14 protein-coding genes are annotated in these 18023 nt (G+C 64.1%); 7 read left to right on the plus strand and 7 right to left on the minus strand.

The genetic code is table 11. The features are described 5' to 3' along the window. Positions 1 to 18 precede the first annotated feature (18 nt). The 4 genes from truB to M0534_RS06275 all read left to right on the plus strand — a co-directional run bounded on the left by truB (position 19) and on the right by M0534_RS06275 (position 4289). Positions 19 to 936, plus strand: a complete 918-nt coding sequence (truB, locus tag M0534_RS06260) for a tRNA pseudouridine(55) synthase TruB (RefSeq protein ID WP_248567565.1) — start codon at positions 19 to 21, stop codon at positions 934 to 936. 148 nt (positions 937 to 1084) lie between these two features. Next, positions 1085 to 1354 (plus strand): 30S ribosomal protein S15, encoded by a 270-nt coding sequence (gene rpsO / locus M0534_RS06265; RefSeq protein WP_248567566.1) that lies wholly within the window; start codon positions 1085 to 1087, stop codon positions 1352 to 1354. A gap of 62 nt (positions 1355 to 1416) precedes the next feature. Then, positions 1417 to 3510, plus strand: coding sequence for a polyribonucleotide nucleotidyltransferase (gene pnp, locus M0534_RS06270; RefSeq protein WP_248567567.1), 2094 nt, complete (start codon positions 1417 to 1419; stop codon positions 3508 to 3510). Positions 3511 to 3596: 86 nt separating this feature from the next. Beyond that, positions 3597 to 4289: a haloacid dehalogenase type II gene (locus M0534_RS06275; RefSeq protein ID WP_248567568.1), complete on the plus strand. Its 693-nt coding sequence runs from the start codon at positions 3597 to 3599 to the stop codon at positions 4287 to 4289. Between the two features lie 5 nt (positions 4290 to 4294). Here M0534_RS06275 and M0534_RS06280 read toward each other — a convergent pair whose 3' ends face one another. The 5 genes from M0534_RS06280 to M0534_RS06300 all read right to left on the minus strand — a co-directional run bounded on the left by M0534_RS06280 (position 4295) and on the right by M0534_RS06300 (position 11793). Then, positions 4295 to 7069: a sensor histidine kinase gene (locus tag M0534_RS06280; protein ID WP_248567569.1), complete on the minus strand. Its 2775-nt coding sequence runs from the start codon at positions 7067 to 7069 to the stop codon at positions 4295 to 4297. Position 7070: 1 nt separating this feature from the next. Beyond that, a complete protein-coding gene (locus M0534_RS06285) occupies positions 7071 to 7301 on the minus strand; it encodes a hypothetical protein (protein ID WP_248567570.1) in 231 nt (76 codons plus the stop codon). Between the two features lie 54 nt (positions 7302 to 7355). Beyond that, entirely contained in the window at positions 7356 to 9476 is a 2121-nt protein-coding gene (locus tag M0534_RS06290) for a 3'-5' exonuclease (RefSeq protein ID WP_248567571.1), read from the minus strand. After that, entirely contained in the window at positions 9473 to 9856 is a 384-nt protein-coding gene (locus M0534_RS06295; RefSeq protein ID WP_248567572.1) for a response regulator transcription factor, read from the minus strand. The genes M0534_RS06290 and M0534_RS06295 overlap by 4 nt, the downstream gene beginning before the upstream one ends. Before the next feature lie 86 nt (positions 9857 to 9942). Beyond that, positions 9943 to 11793: a putative nucleotidyltransferase substrate binding domain-containing protein gene (locus M0534_RS06300; RefSeq protein WP_248567573.1), complete on the minus strand. Its 1851-nt coding sequence runs from the start codon at positions 11791 to 11793 to the stop codon at positions 9943 to 9945. Between the two features lie 478 nt (positions 11794 to 12271). On the opposite strand from M0534_RS06300, the gene M0534_RS06305 reads away from it, so the two are divergent. The 3 genes from M0534_RS06305 (at position 12272) to M0534_RS06315 (ending at position 15339) form a co-directional block, all read left to right on the plus strand. After that, positions 12272 to 14425 (plus strand): sodium:solute symporter family protein, encoded by a 2154-nt coding sequence (locus M0534_RS06305; protein WP_248567574.1) that lies wholly within the window; start codon positions 12272 to 12274, stop codon positions 14423 to 14425. A 90-nt stretch (positions 14426 to 14515) separates the two neighbouring features. Beyond that, complete coding sequence (locus tag M0534_RS06310) at positions 14516 to 14749, plus strand: hypothetical protein (protein WP_248567575.1); 234 nt, start codon at positions 14516 to 14518, stop codon at positions 14747 to 14749. Further along, complete coding sequence (locus tag M0534_RS06315; RefSeq protein ID WP_248567576.1) at positions 14746 to 15339, plus strand: tetratricopeptide repeat protein; 594 nt, start codon at positions 14746 to 14748, stop codon at positions 15337 to 15339. The genes M0534_RS06310 and M0534_RS06315 overlap by 4 nt, the downstream gene beginning before the upstream one ends. A 122-nt stretch (positions 15340 to 15461) precedes the next feature. Here the strand turns inward: M0534_RS06315 and M0534_RS06320 are convergent, their stop codons facing one another. Further along, a complete protein-coding gene (locus M0534_RS06320) occupies positions 15462 to 15656 on the minus strand; it encodes a hypothetical protein (RefSeq protein ID WP_248567577.1) in 195 nt (64 codons plus the stop codon). 123 nt (positions 15657 to 15779) lie between these two features. Further along, a complete protein-coding gene (gene acs, locus M0534_RS06325) occupies positions 15780 to 17717 on the minus strand; it encodes an acetate--CoA ligase (RefSeq protein WP_248567578.1) in 1938 nt (645 codons plus the stop codon). Positions 17718 to 18023 lie beyond the last annotated feature (306 nt).

Raw genomic sequence — 18023 nt, forward strand, 5'->3', positions numbered from 1 at the left:
CGGCTGGAACGGATCCTGATGGTCAAGCGAGCGAACCGCCGGCGGGTCGACGGCATCCTGTTGCTGGACAAGGCGGTGGCAGTCAGTTCCAACCGCGCCCTGCAGCAGATGAAGCACCTGTTCCAGGCGCGTAAGGCTGGCCATACCGGAAGCCTGGACCCGCTGGCCAGCGGTCTGCTGCCGATCTGTTTTGGCGAGGCCACGAAAATCTCCGGCTTTCTGCTGAATGCCGACAAGCGTTATCAGGTGGTCTGCCGGCTGGGCGTGACCACCGACAGCGGTGATGCCGATGGCGAAATCCGGCAACGGCGACCGGTGCCGGAGCTCGAGCGCGGGCGAATCGAGCAGGCGTTGGCGGCCCTGCGCGGCCCGATCCTGCAGGTGCCGCCGATGGTTTCCGCGCTGAAGCACCAGGGGCAGCGGCTTTACAAGCTGGCGCGTCAGGGCATCGAGGTCGAGCGGCCACCGAGGGCGGTAACCGTTCACCAATTGCGGCTTGAATCGCGGCCCGAACCAGATTGCCTGGCGCTGTCGGTGCACTGTTCCAAGGGCACCTACGTCAGATCGCTGGTGGAGAGCATCGGCGAGGACCTTGGCTGCGGCGCGCATGTGATCGCGCTGCGTCGGACCGCACTGGGCCCGTTTGCCGGCGAATCCATGGTAACCGCCGACGCAATGCAGGTGCTGGCCGCCCGAGGCGGTCTGGCGGCTCTGGACCGGCAGTTGCTGCCGGTGGAACAGGGTCTTGCCGGATGGCCGGATGTCCATCTGGCCGAGGAGGCCGCGCACTTTCTGGTTCAGGGACAGGCGGTGTGGACGCCGGGCCTGCCGGAGCCAGGCCTGGTGCGGGTTTTCGGGCCGACCGACTTTCTGGGCATGGGCCGGGTTGGCGAGGATGGACGGCTGCAGCCGCATCGGCTGATGCGGACCGACTGAATGACCGGTGTCCGGGCGCCATCGCCGCGTTGCCCCGGATTTCGGAAAAATCATTGAAAACAACGCGGCTTAGCTTGTGACACCGGGGGCGCGTGGCTACAATGTCCGCCCTTGCAAATCCGGCATGGAACCGATCGGGAGCATCTTGATGTCATTGAACGCCGAACAGAAGGCAGAAATCGTGCAGGACTACCGCCGCAGCGAGACCGATACCGGCTCGCCGGAGGTGCAGATTGCACTGCTGTCCAACCGTATTACCCACCTGACCCAGCATTTCGCCGACCACAAGCAGGATCACCATTCCCGGCGTGGTCTGCTGAAGCTGGTCAATCAGCGGCGCAAGCTTCTGGATTACCTGAAGCGCAAGGATCAGAGCCGTTACCAGACCGTCATCGAGCGCCTGGGCATTCGTAAGTAAGAGAGCGACGCGCAGGGGCGCGTCGTTCGTATTTTGGCAGGTGCAAGAGAGGACAATCGCACGTGGAACCTGTTAGCAAGTCTTTCCAGTACGGTGAACACACCGTCACACTCGAAACCGGTGCCATCGCGCGGCAGGCGACCGGGGCCGTCATGGTCAACATGTCCGACACCGTGGTTCTGGTTACCGTGGTCGGCAAGAAGGATGAACCGGGTCAGCGCGACTTCCTCCCCCTGACTGTCAATTACCAGGAACGGACCTACGCGGCGGGCCGCATCCCTGGCGGTTTCTTCAAGCGCGAGGGTCGTCCCTCCGAGAAGGAGACCCTGACCAGCCGCCTGATCGACCGGCCGATTCGTCCGCTGTTCCCGACCGGCTTCTACAACGAAGTGCAGGTGATCGCCACGGTGATCTCGATGAACCCCGACGTGGATCCGGACATCCCGGCGCTGATCGGGGCCTCGGCCGCACTGGCCATCTCGGGGATCCCGTTCGATGGTCCGATCGGCGCTGCCCGGGTCGGATATCGCAACGGCGAATACCTGCTCAACCCGAGCTTCAGCAGCCTGGAGACCTCCGAGCTTGATCTGGTAGTAGCCGGCACCAGTGATGCGGTGCTGATGGTCGAGTCGGAGGCCAGGGAACTGCCCGAGGACGTCATGCTGGGCGCCGTGCTGTTCGGCCACGAACAGATGCAGAAGGCGATCGCGGCGATCAACGAACTGGCGGCCGAGGCCGGCAAGCCGCGCTGGGACTGGCAGCCCGTGGAGAAGGATCAGACCCTGGGCGAGGCGGTGGAATCGATGGTCGGCGACGAGTTGCGCGCCGCCTACAGCATCGCCGACAAGCAGGAACGCAGCGATGCGGTTGCCGCCCTGCGTCAGCGCGTAGTCGAGGAACTGGTGGATGAAGAGGCCGAGGGCCGCACCGCCAACGACGTCGCAGGCGCCTTCAAGACCGCCGAAAAGGAAATCGTGCGCGGCCGTATCCTGGCCGGAGAGCCGCGGATCGATGGCCGTGACCGCAGCACCGTGCGGCCGATTGACATCAAGGTCGGCGCACTGCCGCGCACCCATGGTTCGGCGGTGTTCACCCGTGGCGAGACCCAGGCCGTGGTGGTAACCACGCTGGGCACCGGTCGCGACGCGCAGATCATCGATGCCATCGAAGGGGAGCGCAAGGAACCCTTCATGCTGCATTACAACTTCCCGCCGTACTGTGTCGGCGAGACCGGTTTCATGGGCGGCCCCAAGCGCCGTGAGATCGGGCACGGCAAGCTGGCCAAGCGCGGCGTGATGGCGGTCATGCCGCAGCCGGAAGACTGCCCCTACGTGATTCGCGTGGTCTCCGAGATCACCGAATCGAATGGTTCCAGCTCCATGGCCAGCGTGTGTGGCACGTCCCTGGCCCTGATGGATGCCGGCGTGCCGGTGAAGGCCCCGGTAGCGGGTATTGCCATGGGCCTGATCAAGGACGGTGAGCAGTTCGCCGTGCTGTCGGACATCCTCGGTGACGAGGACCATCTCGGTGACATGGACTTCAAGGTCGCCGGCACCGAGGGCGGCGTGACTGCCCTGCAGATGGACATCAAGATCAACGGCATCACCCGCGAGATCATGGAGCAGGCGCTGGATCAGGCCAAGGCCGGCCGCCTGCATATCCTTGGCGAAATGGGCAAGGCGCTTGCCACGCCACGGACCGAGATGTCGGAATACGCGCCGCGCATGCTGACCATCCGTATCGATCCGGAAAAGATTCGTGATGTGATCGGTAAGGGCGGTGCAACCATCCGTGCCCTGACCGAAGAAACCGGTGCCAGCATCGACATCAAGGATGACGGCACCGTCACCATCGCCTCGGTGGACAAGGCGGCCGGTGAGGAAGCGCGTCGCCGGGTGGAACTGCTGACCGCCGATGTCGAGGTTGGTCGGATCTACGAAGGTCGCGTGGTCAAGCTGATGGACTTCGGCGCCTTTGTCAGCATCCTGCCAGGCAAGGACGGGCTGGTGCACATCTCGCAGATCTCCAATGAGCGGGTCGAGAACGTTGCTGATAAGCTCAGCGAAGGGGATGTGGTGCGCGTCAAGGTGCTGGAGGTTGACCGCCAGGGGCGTGTGCGCCTTAGCATGAAGGCCGTGGAAGAGGCCGAGGCCTGATTCCTTAGCCCGCACGACGCATACCGAAACCCCGCCTGGCGCGGGGTTTTTTTTGGCCGCTGGTGTTGCTGTCAATGGAGGACGCCATGAGTTGGAATCCCGCTGAACCGCCGATCCGCGCCTGTGTATTTGATGCCTACGGCACGCTGTTCGATGTTCATTCGGCGGTCGATCGACATCGCGAGCGTATTGGATCGTCGGCCCAGGCGATGAGCGCGCTATGGCGCCAGAAGCAGCTGGAATACACCTGGTTGCGCAGTCTGATGGGGCGATACGTCGACTTCGACCGCTTGACCGCGGATGCCCTGGCCTATGCCATGGAGACCCATGCAATCGACGATCAGGCCCTGACCCGGGACCTGCTGGAGGCCTATCGGGAATTGTCCTGTTATCCGGAGGTGCCGGCCCTGCTGCGGCGCCTGCGGCAGGCGGGTTTGCCCACGGCGATATTATCCAACGGCACCGAGGCGACCCTGCATCACGCCAGCCGCAGTGCAGGGCTGGACGATGGGCTGGACCGGATCCTGTCGGTAGACACCCTTGGCATCTACAAGCCGGATCCACGGGTCTACCAGCTGGCCGTGGATGCCCTGGAGGTGCCGGCGGACCAGATCCTGTTCCATTCCTCGAATGCCTGGGATGTGGCCGGTGCTGCCAGCTTCGGCATGCGCGTGGCCTGGATCAACCGCTCCGGGGCATGCGCCGAACGCCTGCCGGATGGTCCCGATCTGGAGCTGGCCAATCTGGAGCCGATAGCGGATCTGCTACGGCTTCCCTGACGATTTCAGGCGAGCTGCGGCGATGCCTCGCCGATGCGTACGTCCGAGTGCTCACCCCCAGCCTCGGGCAGCAGGACCACGAATGTCGCGCCTTCACCGGGTGCGCTTTCCAGTGAAATCTTGCCCCAGTGCAGTTCGGCAATGCGCCGGCAAATGGCCAGCCCCAGGCCGCTGCCCTTGGGCTTGCCGGCCTGCTGATCGCTGATCTGGTGGAACTTCTCGAACACCCGGTCCTTCTCTTCCGGTGCCACGCCGGGGCCATGGTCCCTTACCCGCAATTCAATCCCGCGCCGAGTCCGTGACCACGACACCTCGACGTCGCCACTCTCCGGGTCGGTGAATTTCACGGCGTTGGACAGCAGGTTGATGACCAGCTGGATCAGGCGATCGGCATCGCCCTTGATGTTGCAGGGATAGTCCGGCGACCGGATCGCAAGCCCGACCTTGCGATCGCTGAACAGCTGCGAGGTCGCGCGCCGCGCCGAGTCCACGATTTCGCCCAGTTCCAGGTCTCGCAGCCGCCATTCGCCCCAGCCGCTTTCGATCTTGGACAGGTCCAGCACCTGATTGATCAGCCGGGTCAGGCGTTCGCTTTCGGCAACGATAACGCTCAGGAACTCTTCCTGTTGCTGCCGCGGCACCTCGGCGTCGTCCTGCAGGATTTCGGCGAAGGCGCGGATCGAGGTCAACGGTGTGCGCAGTTCATGGCTGACCATGGACACGAACTCGTCCTTCAGTCGATCCAGCTCCTGCAACCGCTCATTGGCCGCACGCAGTTCCGCGGTGGCCTGCTCCAGCTCCCGCGACTTTTCCTCCAGCCGGTGGCTGTACTCGATGGCCTGCGAGGTGGCGTCGAGCAGTTCCATCACCCCCTCGAAGGTCAGGGCCTCGCCCTTGACGATGGACGACACCATGACCCGTGCCGATGCGGAGCCGATGTTGCCGGACAGCAGGCGTTCCGCCTGGTTCAGCAGTTCCGCAGGCACCTCGTCATCGGGGCGCAACGGGTGCTTGCGACGGGCACTGAAGCTGCGAATCGCGCCTGCGGCCTGGTCCGGTCCGATGAAGCGGGCGAGCAGGGCCTCGAGGTCGCCGACGCTGGTGGTGCCCTGCCAGAAACGCGCATCGCGCTCGGAGCGCAGGAACACGTCGACGAACAGGGCAGCCTGGATCCGCTCGATATTGCTTTGCCGGTCGTACAGCGAGATCAGCACCAGGCCCCCGATATTGAACAGCCAGCTCCAGAACAGGGCGTGGGTTATCGGACTCATGCCCTCCACGCCGAACAGGCTGTACGGGGCCAGCCAGGTGATGCCGAACGGACCGTCCTCGACCAGGCTGACCGGTAACCAGCCCGGTTCCACCAGCGACGGCAGGAACAGCGTGTACAGCCAGATCAGGAAGCCCGAACCCAGCCCGAACAGGGCGCCGCGCCGGCTGGCGCCCTTCCAGTACATCCCGATCAGGATCGGAGGCGCGAACTGGGCCACGGCAACGAATGAAATCAGGCCGATGCTGACCAGCGCATAAGCATCGGCGATCAGGCGGAAATAGGCATAGCCCAGGAACAGCAGCGCAACGATGATGACGCGGCGCAGATTGATGATTAGCCGTTGCAGACCGATGCGTTCGATGATCGGCAGGTGCTGCATGCGCAGCAGTGCGGGCATCACCAGGTCATTGCTGACCATGATGGCTAGCGCGATGGTGGCGACGATGACCATGCCGGTGGCGGCGGAGAAACCGCCCAGATAGACGAACAGGGCCAGCAGTTCGCGACCCTCGGCCAGCGGCAGGGCAAGCACGAAGTTGTCCGGATTCACCGAGCCGTCGCCGAAGTAGAGCAGGCCGGCCACCGCGATCGGCAGCACAAACAGGTTGATCAGTAGCAGATACAGCGGGAACAGCCATGCGGCGGTGCGGATATGGTCCTCGTTGACGTTCTCCACCACCGTGACCTGGAATTGCCGTGGCAGGAACATGATGGCCGCCATCGACAGCAGGGTCAGCGCCATCCAGTTGCCATAGCCGCCCGGCAGGCCGGAAAACGACAACAGCTCCTGCAGCGCCGGCACCGCGGAGGCCTGGAAAAACAGGTCCGCCGGGCCGTTGAACAGCATGAAGGTGACGAAAACACCGACCGCGAGGAAGGCCAGCAGCTTGATCACCGACTCGAAGGCCACCGCCACCACCATGCCTTCCAGCCGCTCAGTGGCGTCGATGTGTCGGGTGCCGAACAGGATCGAGAAGGCGGCCAGCACCACCGCGACCCAGAGTGCCTTGTCCTGGACGATGGGCGCGGTGCTCTCGCCCACCGCATTAGCGGCCTCGGGGAAGGTCAGCAGCACGTCGAAACTGGCCGAGACCGCCTTCAACTGCAGTGCGATGTAGGGGGTAATGCCGATCACCGCGATGAAGGTGGCCAGCCCGCCCAGCAGCATGCTCTTGCCGTAGCGCGAGGCAATGAAGTCGGCGATGGAGGTGATCCGGTGCACCTTGCTGATGCGGATCATCTTGCGCAGCACCAGCCACCAGAGTGCCGCCATCAGCGTCGGCCCCAGGTAGATGGTCAGAAAGCTGACGCCGTCCTCGGCGGCCCGCCCGACGCTGCCGTAGAACGTCCAGGCAGTGCAGTAGACCGCGATGGACAGGGTGTAGATGTACGGGTTGCTGACCAGGGAACGCGCCGTGTAGGCGCGCCGATCCGCGTAGTATGCAATTGCGAACAGCAGGCCCAGATAGAGGAACGGCGTCAGCAGGATGGCCCATTGCGGCAGCATGTCAGAGGCGGTCCCTTTGCCGTCCGTTACCGCGATCGTTGCGACCGACGATCCACCAGGTCAGGCCGATGAAGCATGCCCAGGCCAGGAACAGGTAGGCCACCAGCAACGGGATGCCGAACACTTGTCCGTCCACCGCGAACAGCGAGAGCAGCGGGTAGTTGAAGGCCAGCGCACCGAGCACGAACAGCGCGATCACCCGTTCCCGTCGACGTCGTGCTGGATCAGTCATGCTCTGCGGTCCCTCCCGGAGCGCGGTTTTCCACCGGAGGATCGGAGGTCGGTTTCAGAATGCCCCCTGCCGGCGCCGCACCTCCACCATGCGGTCGGCTGCATCAATGGCCTGCTCCAGGGTCAGGATATCCCGAGCCGCCAGCAGTTCAATCATGCGTGTAAAGATGCCGGCCGTGACCAGGGCGTCACCCAGTGCCGTGTGCCGGCCCTCGATGTCGACGCCAAGCCGCCAGGCAATGCTCTCCAGCGTGTGTTCAGGCGTGTGGTCATGCAGGAACACCGAAAGCAGCAGCGTGTCCAGCACCGGGTTGTCAAAGCGGAGGCCGCAGTGCGCTTCCTTCATTCGCAGGAACTTCATGTCGAAGGCAGCGTTGTGCGCAACCAGTACCGCACCGTCGACGAAGGCATGAAATTGCGGCAGCACCTGCTCGATGCCGGCTTGGTCGGCGACCTGTTCGTCGGTAATGCCGTGGAAGCGGGTGGAGTTGCGCGGAATCGGTCGGCCGGGGTTCACCAGTCGATCGAATGTTTCGCCGCGCAGGATGCGACCGTTCATCACCCGCACACCGGCAAGGGAAATGATTTCGTCGCCGCCGGATGGTGACAGGCCCGTGGTTTCGGTATCGAACACGACGAGGTTGAGCCGGTCCAGGCGCTGCTGTGCCAGGACGTCCAGATCGGCCGCCTGGTCCGCCAGCGAGAAATCGTAGAACTCCGGGCGCGCGGGAGGCGTCGGGCTTGGCGTCTGCCACTGGCGCCGCGAGGCCGGCAGGGGCAGACGCAGCACTGCTCGTCCCCGGTCGACCGGGTGCGGACGGCTCCAGGCGGTGCTGCCATGGCGTTCCAGGACCTGTTGCGCGGTGCTCGCGCCGGTCAGCGCCGGCAGCGGTTCGGACAGCCAGTGATCCAACGTCGCGGCGGCCACCGGTGGTCCGTTCCAGAGTATCTCCAGGTAGACGCGCTGATCACCGAGCATGGCTTCGATCAATGCGGCACGCACCCGGTGGTCGCGTCGCAGCCGGCTCAGCAGGTGATCCAGCACCAGGCTCACCGAATGGATCTCGGCGTGCAGCCAGAGGGGGATGCCGCGTTCCCTCAGGCGCGGCAGTTCGGCGCCGCCCCGCAGGCGGACGCTGGTGATCAGGTCGGAGGACTGGATGTCGGCCATGGTCCAGGGGGCCGAGACGAAGCGCTGGCTTTCACTGGCCATGTGGTCAAAACGGCGACTGAGTTCCCGGCTCTCGCGGGCGATCAGTTCCTCGAACATCCGTCGATCGGTCTCGTCCAGATCCGTTTCCAGCACGATGTTCTCGGCCGCGGCGCGCAGATTGGCCAGCGGGGCGCGTAATGATTCCACGGCTTCGCGCAGCATCTGGTCGCGACGGGACAGGGCGTGGACCTTGCGGGTGACATCGTCGAACGACAGCAGGAAGGTCGACCGCAGGGGCGAGTCTGCCGGCAGCAGACTCATCCGGCAGTGCAGCAGCAGGCCGTCGTCGTGCGTGGTGCAGACAAATTCCGCCTCGCGTTCGGCATCGGCGTCGTCCTGGCAGCGCAGGCGCAGGAGCTGCAGGGTCTGTTCCACAGGTGTACGCGCCCAGATTGCATACAGCGAGCGGCCCAGGCCGATGGCCTCGGTACCGTCGAGGATGGCGACTGCGGCCGGGTTGTAGAGCAGGATGCGGCCCTCGTAATCGCAGACCACCACGCCCTCGCGGATGCCGCGCAGCACGGTCTCCAGTCGTGCCTTCTGGTCCTCGGTGTCGGCAGCGCCGGCCGACATCGCCTTGGTGACTTCCCGCCTGCAGGCGTAGAGTTCGGTGCCCAGGCCTTGCAGTTGCTCCGGCAGGTCGCCAAGCAGGTGGTGCTCCGGTATTTCCAGCTCATGTGGCGCACGTGCCTGACGCATGATTCCGGCGCCGCGGGACAGCGCGCCCAGTGGTCTGACAAGACAGTAGTCGATCAAGGCGAAGACGATTGCCAGCAGGGCAATGCCGGCGCAAGCGGCGACGACGGTTAGAAACAGGCCGCGGGTCTGCTGTTGTGCGCTGTCCAGGGAGGGCCAGATCGAGGCCAGCAGTAGTGAGGTCAGCAGCAACAGGGCCAGCGCCAGACAGCCGAACACCAGCCACAGCAGCAGGCGGGCCGAGAGCCTGTGACCGGCAAGGGTCATGCGTCGCCCAGAAGCTGGCGCACCTTGGTCACGACATCCTGGGTGGAAAACGGTTTGGTGATGTAGTCGTCTGCACCAAGCGACAGACCCTTCTCCCGTTCCACGTCACGACCCCGGGCGGTTAGCATGATAATCCGCAGGTCTGCGGTATCGTCCCGCTCCCGCAGTATCTGGCAAACCTGATAGCCGTCCTTGCGCGGCATCATCACGTCCAGCAGCAACAGATCAGGCTTGCGTGCCTCGATGGCTGCCAGCGCTTCCTCGCCGTCGCTGGCGGTGCTCACCTCGTAGCCGCGCCGCCGCATCAGGAATTCCAGCGAGAGCACGATGTTCGGCTCGTCATCGACGATCAGGATATGTTTTGCGGCGTTCTCTGACATCGGCTCTCCCCGTGTGTCGTTGTTGTCGTCTTTGCGGCTATTTCTGTCCTGCCGACGACCAGTCTGCGCCGGCCGTCGGTCCAGTGCTACAGGCCGAAGCGCGCCTGCAGTGCGTTCTGGAACCGTTTGACCGCGTGCATGCTCATGCGCAGGCTTTCCAGTGCCAGCGGATCAAGACTGTCGGTGCGAATTTTCTTGTCGGGCTCCTCGCCGGCCTCCGCCTGACGGATCTGGTGATCCAGTAGCAGGTCCATCAGCTCGGCCTGGGCGGCGATCACGGTATCGACGAAATCCGCGTCCAGCACGCCCTGGCGGACGAGCCCGCGGAGCCGCTCCAGGGTGTTCGTGTCGCTGATGCCGGCACTGACGGCGAAAATCCGCGCGGCGTTGTCGATCAGTCGCAGTCCCTGGCGTTTGACATCGACGCGGCTACCGGTCTTGTCATCGTCGGTGGTCAGCAGGCGCCGGAACAGGCCGATGGCCGGGCTGCCCTCGGCATCGTCCGCGGTCATGAAACCCAGCAGTCGCGGGCGTTTCGCCAGGGTCTTCAGGATGTGGCTCCAGAGCCTGCTGTACAGCCGCGCATCGCCGTAGAGCAGATCGAAATCCAGCATGATATTGGCCCAGCGGGCCACTTTCTCGTTCGGATGACGGGCCACCTGGTCGATCTGCCGACACCAGTCGCCCAGCGTTTTCTGGTAGGCCGGGTTGCGCGCCATGATGTCGCCGGGGCAGAGGATGTAGCCGGCCGTGTCCAGGTTGCGATTGAAGCGATCGGTGAATACCTCGAACCAGCGCCGTTCCTCCGCGGAGAGATTGCCGTCCTCGTCATCCAGGATGATGCCGTTGTCCTGGTCCGGATTGAGCAGCATTTCCCGGCGGCCGCCCGAGCCCATGATAATCAGTGCATAGGCGCGCGGCGCCTCGCCGAGATCCTCGTCCCGCAGTTCCTGCAGGGTCAGTTCCGCGCAACGCCGCTGGATCGCCAGGTGGAAATCACTGAGCAGCAGTACCGCCCGGTTGGCATCGCGGTTCCGCAGCCAGGCGTCGCGTGCGAACGTGGCCACGTCGTCGTAGATTCGACGCAGTGCCGCCGGCGAATCACAGGCCGTGATGTCCTCAAGCAGGGCGTTCTGCTGCGCCAGCAGGGCCTGCAGGATGTTGGTCTGCGACAGCATGCCCACCGGGCGCTGCTCGTCGACCACCACCAGGTACTTGACGCGACGCCGCTTCTGCACGGCCTCCGCCCGCCAGAGCGGTGTTTCCGGCGTGACCGTCTCGGCCTCCTGGCAGGCGACCGCGACGCTGGCATCGGTGGAGGCGCCGTCGACCAGCGTCGCACGGGCCAGACTGGCTAGGGTAACGACACCTTGCAGATGTCCGTCCTCGTCCAGCACCCCGAGGCTGCCGATCTTGCGCTCGTGCATGGCCTGGAAGGCTTCGATAAGGGTCCACTCGGCAGTGCAGCTTGCCAGCGGCGCGTTCATCACGCGGGCCACCGTCTGCGCCAGCGCTCCGCGTGGTCCGCTGTCGTTCTGCAGGCTGTGCGCGCGAATCCGCCCGCTGATAATGCGATTGAGCGTGCCGGCGATTTCGGGGTGATCGGATTCCAGCGCCCGGATGCGTTCGAAGGGCAGGCGCAGCATTACGCCCGGGCGTAGCGCGATGGCGGCCCCGTAGTAGCCTGAATCCTGTTCCAGATAGCGGTCCAGGCCCAGCACCAGCCCGGGACCGGAGCGTGTGCGTCCGCCGTCGGCGGCGTATAGCTCCACGGCCCCGCGCCAGAGAATCAGCAGCTCGTCATTTGCCGGGTCCTGCTCGATGCGTTCGCCGGGTTCCAGCTCGGTTCTCGACGCGGCTGCCAGCAGCGCATTCAACGAGTCCTCCGGCAGATGCTGGAAATCCGCTGGTGCGGTTTCTGCTTCGGCGGAATACATGGCGGAGCGACTCCTTGCCTTATGATTTATTCGCACGCCGGCGCTGGAACAGATCAGCGTTTCCGTATCCGATTCCTGCAAACGGTTTCCAATCTGGTGCCGAAACTCGGGGAACATCTGGCTTTCGCCTCATTATCGCGTAAGTGCCGGCCTTTCCAAGCCGAGTACCGCCGGTGTTACCAATGGCAACGCTTTTGTCGCTATCGGGTAACGTCTGGGACATTTTGTCTGCCTGTTGCCAGGCCGCGACGGGCGAAAAACGGCTTGACAATCAGTTTTCGCCGGAACCGGCATGATATTCGCCTTGCCAACGACTAGCCTTTCAGGAAGTGCGGGGTGATTGCCGCGTTTTCGTCAGGCGTCCGCACCATGGCAAGGCGCGAACGCGGCAACCATCGGCACTTTGCTGAGAAGTGCGGGTGCCGCGGCGGGTCCCATCCGCCCGGACGACGATAAGAATGCCGAGGGGGAGAATGTCATGTCAGCTATGGCCTGGTGGCTACTTATATTTGTAGGGCTTTATTGGTCCTACTGTATTTTCTGGGGCATCAAGGGCGCACTCTGGGCGCGCACCGCGAGTGACTATTTCGTCGCCGGTCGACAGGTCAGCATGTGGGTGTTCATGCTGGCGGCGACGGCCACGTCATTTTCGGGCTGGACGTTTGTCGGCCATCCCGGCCTGATCTACGTTGACGGGTTGCAGTACGCCTACGCGTCCTTCTACGCCATCACCATCCCGTTCACGGGCATGGTGTTCCTCAAGCGCCAATGGATGATCGGTAAACGCTGGGGCTATGTCACGCCCGGCGAGATGTTCTCGGATTATTTCCGGTCCGAGTCCATCCGCATGCTGATCCTGGTGGTCGCGCTGATCTTCGCCGTGCCCTATCTGGGCATTCAGCTCCGAGCCTCGGGCTTCCTGTTCAACGTGCTGACCGATGGCGCCCTGGGTGTCGAGGTCGGCATGTGGCTGCTGTCGGCGGTGGTGCTGTTCTACGTGGCCTCGGGCGGTCTGCGTGCGGTGGCCTACGTGGACGCCATGCAGTGCGTCCTGTTGATGATCGGTATCTCCGCGATCGGCGTGATCGCACTGTATTACGCCGGCGGCTGGGTCGACTTCACCCGGGGTATCGCGGCGGTGGCCGAGTGGGATCTGCTCAATCAGGGCGCGGGGCACCGATCCGGGAGCCTGACGCCTGCCGGCCACAGCGGCTATGTTGCGGTGCCGGGGGTCATACAGTGGGTGCCCGGCGCAGGCGCAGCCGCCGGTGGTGTCTGGACCGGGATGATGAACCTGACCTACATGTTCGCGCTGATGGGTATCATGGCCTCGCCGGCGTTTACCATGTGGGCATTCTCCAACACCAACCCGCGACCGTTCGCGCCTCAGCAGACCTGGATGTCGTCCTTCGGTATCGGCTTCATCCTGTTCGTGTTCACGGCCATCCAGGCCCAGGCCGGGCATATCCTCGGCGCGAACACGGACCTCGCCAAGGACGTGTTCGATCCGCAGTACGAGGAGACCCTGGGGCAGTACCGGGATCTGTTCGAGACGCGGCAAGACGCGGTGCTCCAGCGGGGGCTGATCGCCACGCAGAATCCGGACCTCAGCTTCGAGGAAGTGGACCGGCGGATCGAAGCCGGGCTGCAGGCCTTGCGGGACGGCGAGGATCCGGAGGCGGCCGGCTGGGTCGACCTGGTGCGTGATGGTGGTGGCGATGGTGCCCTGGTGCCGCAGCTGCTCGGCATGCTGCAGGCCACCGCACCGTGGCTGGCGGCACTGCTTGCGGTCTGTGCCCTGGCGGCGATGCAGTCGACCGGCGCGGCCTACATGTCGACGACAAGTGGCATGTTCACCCGTGACCTGTTGAAGCGATACCTGATGCCGAATGTGACGCACAAGGTACAGGTGTTTGCCGGGCGGTTGCTGGTGACGGCACTGGTGATAGCTGCCCTGATGGTGGCGACATTCACCACTGATGCGCTGGTCCTGCTAGGGGGGCTGGCGGTTGCGGTGGGGACGCAGATGTGGGTGCCGCTGGCGGCAATCTGCTTCTTCCCGTGGATCACCAGGGCCGGGGCCGTGCTGGGTCTCGCTGTCGGCGTCATCGCGGTGCTGATGACCGAGAATATCGGGATCAACGTGGTTTCCGGTTTCGGTATCGAAGTGCCGTGGGGTCGCTGGCCATGGACCATCCATGCTGCCGGTTGGGGCATCATCCTCAACATCGGGGTGGCGGTGGCCGTCTCGGCCGTAACCCAGAATCGGGAAGAGTATGAACACCGCATGACCTTCCACAATTTCCTGCGGGAGCATGCGGCCTTGCCGGAATCCAAGCGGCACCTGATCCCGATCGGCTGGATCATCGTGGTCGCCTGGTTCTTCTTCGGCAGCGGTCCCGGCATGGTGATCGGCAACTGGCTGTTCGGCCACCCGAACGATCCGACCACCTGGTGGGTCTTCGGCATGCCGTCCATCTGGGTCTGGCAGCTCATCTTCTGGGTCCTTGGCGTAGCCATGATGTGGTTCTGCTGCTACAAGCTGGAGATGAGCACGGTGCCCGAGAAGGAGATCGAGATCCTCTTCGACGAGGATGCCGGAGTGGATCGGGGAGCCACGGCCCGCAGCTAGTATGGCGGGACGTGTCACTCCTTGATCGGGGACAGACGGCGGGTGGGGCTTGCCCCCTCCCGCCGTCTTCATGTCTGACGGTTGCTACACATGACGCATGGTTTGTTCGTTTTCTACGTGGTTCTGCTTGCGGCGCTGCTGTTCTACCCGGTGAGCCAGTGGATCTGGGTCTTGAGCGTACGCCGACTGCAGCGCAAGCTGGATCGTGAGCTGAGTCAACCGGAGATCGCCGGCCAACGGCGCCGCGCCTGGGTTATTGCGACGGTGATCTGCCCGCTGTTCTCGGTCCTGTTCAATCTGTCGACGGTGGGAATGCCGCAATGATCATCACCGAACGCACGTACCAGGTTCTGAAATACCTTGCCATTGCCGTGGTCATCGCGCCGGTATTCTGGCTGGCCTACGAGGGCTTCGTGCCCGAGCGCGGGCCGGGGGATACCGCCGCCACGGCCGGTGATCGTGCCTTTGCCGACGGCTACTACGACCGCGCCCTGCGCGAGTACCGCACCGCGCTGGAGCGGGATCCGGAAAACCGGCACGCCCTGCTGGGCAAGGCCGGGACCTACGTCCAGATGGAACGGTACGATGAGGCGCTCGCCTCCTACGCCCAGTTCATCGAGCGCTATCCGGACTTTGCCGGCGCCTACGCCAACCGAGGTATCGCGCTGGATCGGATGGGACGCTACGAGGATGCGTTGGAGGACTATGATCGCGCATTGACCCTGGATACCTCGGTGGCCGACGGCCCCGGGTGGCTGACGCGATTCCTGCACATGGGTCCCGAAGGCCAGCCGACCGTGGCGGATCGTGCCGATTACATCCGCGAACAGCTGGCGCTGCCGGAGGATGAGCGGCAACTGTACGATCCGGAGCAGGATCGCGCCCAGCGCGTGTATACCCAGCGCGCCGATTAATCAAGCGGGAACGGAGCCCCTTGCCTGGGGCCCCGTCGGTGTCCGAGCTGGCTCCGAATGTGCGGCGCAGCACGACGCGCAAGGCCGCGGTGCGGCCGGGCCGTGCAAGCCTGCAGTTGCGCTCAGTCCTGGTCCAGCGGCTGGATGCCCCAGACCGGCAGGCCCAGGATGTCCACGAACAGGAAGCGCAGGGCGAAGGTCAGCGCGATGCAGCCGAACAGCAGATGGCCGGGCGTGTGCTCACCATTGGCATCACGGTGGGTGATGCCATGCCAGGCGATTGTGGCTGTAACCAGAAAATAGATCCAGGGCGACATATCCGCAGTTTCCCGCCTGCCGCCGTCGCTGGCAAGTGCTATTCCGAGCCGCAGTGTTCACTGCGGCGGGCATGAAAAAGGCCGCACCCTGTTGCCAGGGACGCGGCCCGTCTCAGCGTTTCCTTAACGGTTGGCGCGGTTCTCGATCAGCTCGTCGACCACCGCCGGGTCAGCCAGGGTACTCGTGTCACCAAGGCTGTCCAGCTCGTTGCAGGCCACCTTGCGCAGGATGCGGCGCATGATCTTGCCCGACCGGGTCTTCGGCAGGCCCGGGGCCCACTGGATGAAGTCCGGTTTGGCGATGGCGCCGATTTCCTTGCGGATGATGGCGATCAGCTCCTTCTTGAGGTCGTCGGACGGTTCCTCGCCTGCCATCAGCGTGACATAGGCGTAGATGCCCTGACCCTTGACGTCGTGGGGGAAGCCGACCACCGCTGCCTCGGACACCTTGGCATGCAGCACCAGCGCGCTCTCGATCTCGGCGGTGCCCATGCGGTGGCCGGAGACGTTGAGCACGTCGTCGACGCGGCCGGTGATCCAGTAATAACCGTCCTCGTCACGACGGGCGCCGTCACCGGTGAAGTATTTGCCCTTGTAGGTGGACAGGTAGGTTTCCATGAACCGCTTGTGATCACCGTAGACGGTGCGCATCATCGACGGCCATGCCCGGGTAATGCACAGATTGCCCTCGGTGGCGCCTTCCAGCACGTTGCCGTCGTTGTCCACCAGTTGCGGTGCCACGCCGAAGAACGGCTTGGTCGTTGACCCCGGCTTGAGGTCGGTGGCGCCCGGCAGCGGCGAGATCAGGATCGAACCGGTTTCGGTCTGCCACCAGGTATCCACGATCTGGCAGCGTTCCTTGCCCACGACCCGGTAGTACCATTCCCAGGCCTCCGGGTTGATCGGCTCGCCAACGGTACCAAGCAGGCGCAGGGAATCGAGCTTCGCGCGATTGACGAACTCGTCGCCCTGACCCATCAGCGCGCGGATCGCGGTCGGTGCGGTGTAGAAGATCGCCACCTGGTGCTTGTCCACCACATCCCAGAAGCGGCCGGCATCAGGATAGGTCGGCACGCCCTCGAACATCAGCGTGGTGGCGCCGTTGGCCAGCGGCCCGTAGACAATGTAGCTGTGCCCGGTGACCCAACCCACATCGGCCGTGCACCAGTACACCTCGCCGTCCTTGTAGTCGAAGATGTAGTGGTGGGTCAGGCTGGCGCCGAGCAGATAGCCGCCGGTGGTGTGTAGCACGCCTTTCGGCTTGCCGGTGGAGCCGGAGGTGTAGAGGATGAACAACGGATCCTCGGCGTCCATTTCCTCGGCCGGACAGTCGGCGGAGACGCTGGCAACGGCCTCGTGGTACCAGACGTCACGCTTGTCGTCCCACGCCACGTTGCCGCCGGTGCGTTTCACCACGAACACCGTGTTGACGTTCGGGCATTCCTCAAGCGCCACATCGGCGTTGGCCTTGAGCGGGAAGGCGCGGCCGCCACGTGCACTCTCGTCGGCCGTGATCAAGACCTGGCAGTCGGCATTCTGCATCCGATCCTGCAGCGCCTGCGGTGAGAAGCCCCCGAAGACAATGGAATGAATGGCACCGATTCGGGCGCAGGCCAGCATGGCGACAGCGGCTTCCGGAATCATCGGCAGGTAGATGCAGACCCGGTCGCCCTTCTTGACGCCGCGCTCCTTCATGGCGTTGGCGAAGCGACAGACCCGCTCATGCAGGTCCCGATATGAGATGTGCTGGGCTTCATCCTTGTTCGGATCGTCCGGTTCCCAGATAATCGCGGTCTGGTCACCACGGGTTTCCAGGTGCCGGTCGAGGCAATTGTCGGCTACGTTCAGCTTGCCGCCCTCGAACCAGCTGATCCGCCCCTCGGCCAGATCCGAGTTGTCGACCTTGTCCCAGCGCTTCATCCAGCGCAGCTGCTCGGCCTGTTCGGCCCAGAAATTGTCCTTGTCTTCGATGGACCGGCGATACATCTCCTCGTAGCCGGCCCGATCAACATGAGCCGCCTTGGCAACAGCCTCCGGAACCGGATAGGTCTTCTCTGCCATGATGTCTTTCCTCCTCTTTTAGAAAGGTAAGGTCGCCGGATACGAACAGCGGTAGCGCCTCGCCGAAATCGTTATCGTGTTCAGCGCCATTCAGCGCTTGCTGGTAGCCTAGCAGGCATGCCGGTCGCAAGCCCGCAGGTGGCAACGCTTTCCTCTGCCATTCCTCACCGTTACCCCCGCTTCCTCCGATTTCCGACCATCTTCGGCGACGGCCCACGTCGGGGGCACTATAAAGAGCAAGCCTCGTGCCGTAAACGGAAAATCCTTTTCCAGCAGCCGCTTGCATGGCTCCGCCTGCGTCTGGAA

It is taken from the genome of Methylonatrum kenyense (genome assembly GCF_023195885.1).
GTDB lineage: Bacteria > Pseudomonadota > Gammaproteobacteria > Nitrococcales > Aquisalimonadaceae > Methylonatrum > Methylonatrum kenyense.

Bases quoted from the DNA above. Each gene is read 5' to 3' on its own strand.
- M0534_RS06275 (WP_248567568.1), top strand. From the start codon at position 3,597: ATGAGTTGGAATCCCGCTGAACCGCCGATCCGCGCCTGTGTATTTGAT.
- M0534_RS06290 (WP_248567571.1), bottom strand. From the start codon at position 9,476: ATGACCCTTGCCGGTCACAGGCTCTCGGCCCGCCTGCTGCTGTGGCTG.
- M0534_RS06280 (WP_248567569.1), bottom strand. From the start codon at position 7,069: ATGCTGCCGCAATGGGCCATCCTGCTGACGCCGTTCCTCTATCTGGGC.
- M0534_RS06310 (WP_248567575.1), top strand. From the start codon at position 14,516: ATGACGCATGGTTTGTTCGTTTTCTACGTGGTTCTGCTTGCGGCGCTG.
- M0534_RS06320 (WP_248567577.1), bottom strand. From the start codon at position 15,656: ATGTCGCCCTGGATCTATTTTCTGGTTACAGCCACAATCGCCTGGCAT.
- M0534_RS06285 (WP_248567570.1), bottom strand. From the start codon at position 7,301: ATGACTGATCCAGCACGACGTCGACGGGAACGGGTGATCGCGCTGTTC.
- M0534_RS06315 (WP_248567576.1), top strand. From the start codon at position 14,746: ATGATCATCACCGAACGCACGTACCAGGTTCTGAAATACCTTGCCATT.
- acs (WP_248567578.1), bottom strand. From the start codon at position 17,717: ATGGCAGAGAAGACCTATCCGGTTCCGGAGGCTGTTGCCAAGGCGGCT.
- truB (WP_248567565.1), top strand. From the start codon at position 19: ATGGTCAAGCGAGCGAACCGCCGGCGGGTCGACGGCATCCTGTTGCTG.
- rpsO (WP_248567566.1), top strand. From the start codon at position 1,085: ATGTCATTGAACGCCGAACAGAAGGCAGAAATCGTGCAGGACTACCGC.
- M0534_RS06295 (WP_248567572.1), bottom strand. From the start codon at position 9,856: ATGTCAGAGAACGCCGCAAAACATATCCTGATCGTCGATGACGAGCCG.
- M0534_RS06300 (WP_248567573.1), bottom strand. From the start codon at position 11,793: ATGTATTCCGCCGAAGCAGAAACCGCACCAGCGGATTTCCAGCATCTG.
- M0534_RS06305 (WP_248567574.1), top strand. From the start codon at position 12,272: ATGTCAGCTATGGCCTGGTGGCTACTTATATTTGTAGGGCTTTATTGG.